General features: G+C 61.9%; 1 protein-coding gene. It reads left to right on the top strand.

What is annotated here, in order from left to right; genetic code table 11:
• Positions 1-31 precede the first annotated feature (31 nt).
• The coding region (locus EN851_RS34270; RefSeq protein ID WP_135931055.1) for a biotin/lipoyl-binding protein at positions 32-430 on the top strand (399 nt) is incomplete at its 3' end.

Consider the following 430-nt stretch of genomic DNA (forward strand, 5'->3'; position numbering starts at 1 on the left):
GAAGGGCAATGCCTGACCGGAACGCATAGATATGCTTGCAAAGGAAGATCGCCCGCCCCTTTTCGCTTCGGCGTCCGTTTATATCGTGGGCGCGATGTTTGTGTGCTTCACGGCCTGGGCATCGTTTGCCGAGGTCGATGAGATCGCGCGCGGCGATGGCAAGGTGATACCGGCTTCCAAGACGCAGATCATTCAGGCCAGCGAGCCCGGCGTGGTGCAGGAGATCGCCGTCCAGATCGGACAGACCGTCAAGAAGAACGACCTCATCATCCGTCTCGACAATTCGGGCAACACGTCGAGCCTGGGCGAAGAGAAGGCCAAGGCGCGAGCGCTGCAGGCACGCATCGCGCGGCTGCAGTTCGAGCAGAGCGGCAATGTCGAAGGGTCCCTCCCCTGCCCCACGGAGATCCAGACGGTCGCGCCGGAAATC

This window comes from Mesorhizobium sp. M8A.F.Ca.ET.208.01.1.1 (genome assembly GCF_004791315.1).
Taxonomy (GTDB): Bacteria; Pseudomonadota; Alphaproteobacteria; order Rhizobiales; family Rhizobiaceae; genus Mesorhizobium.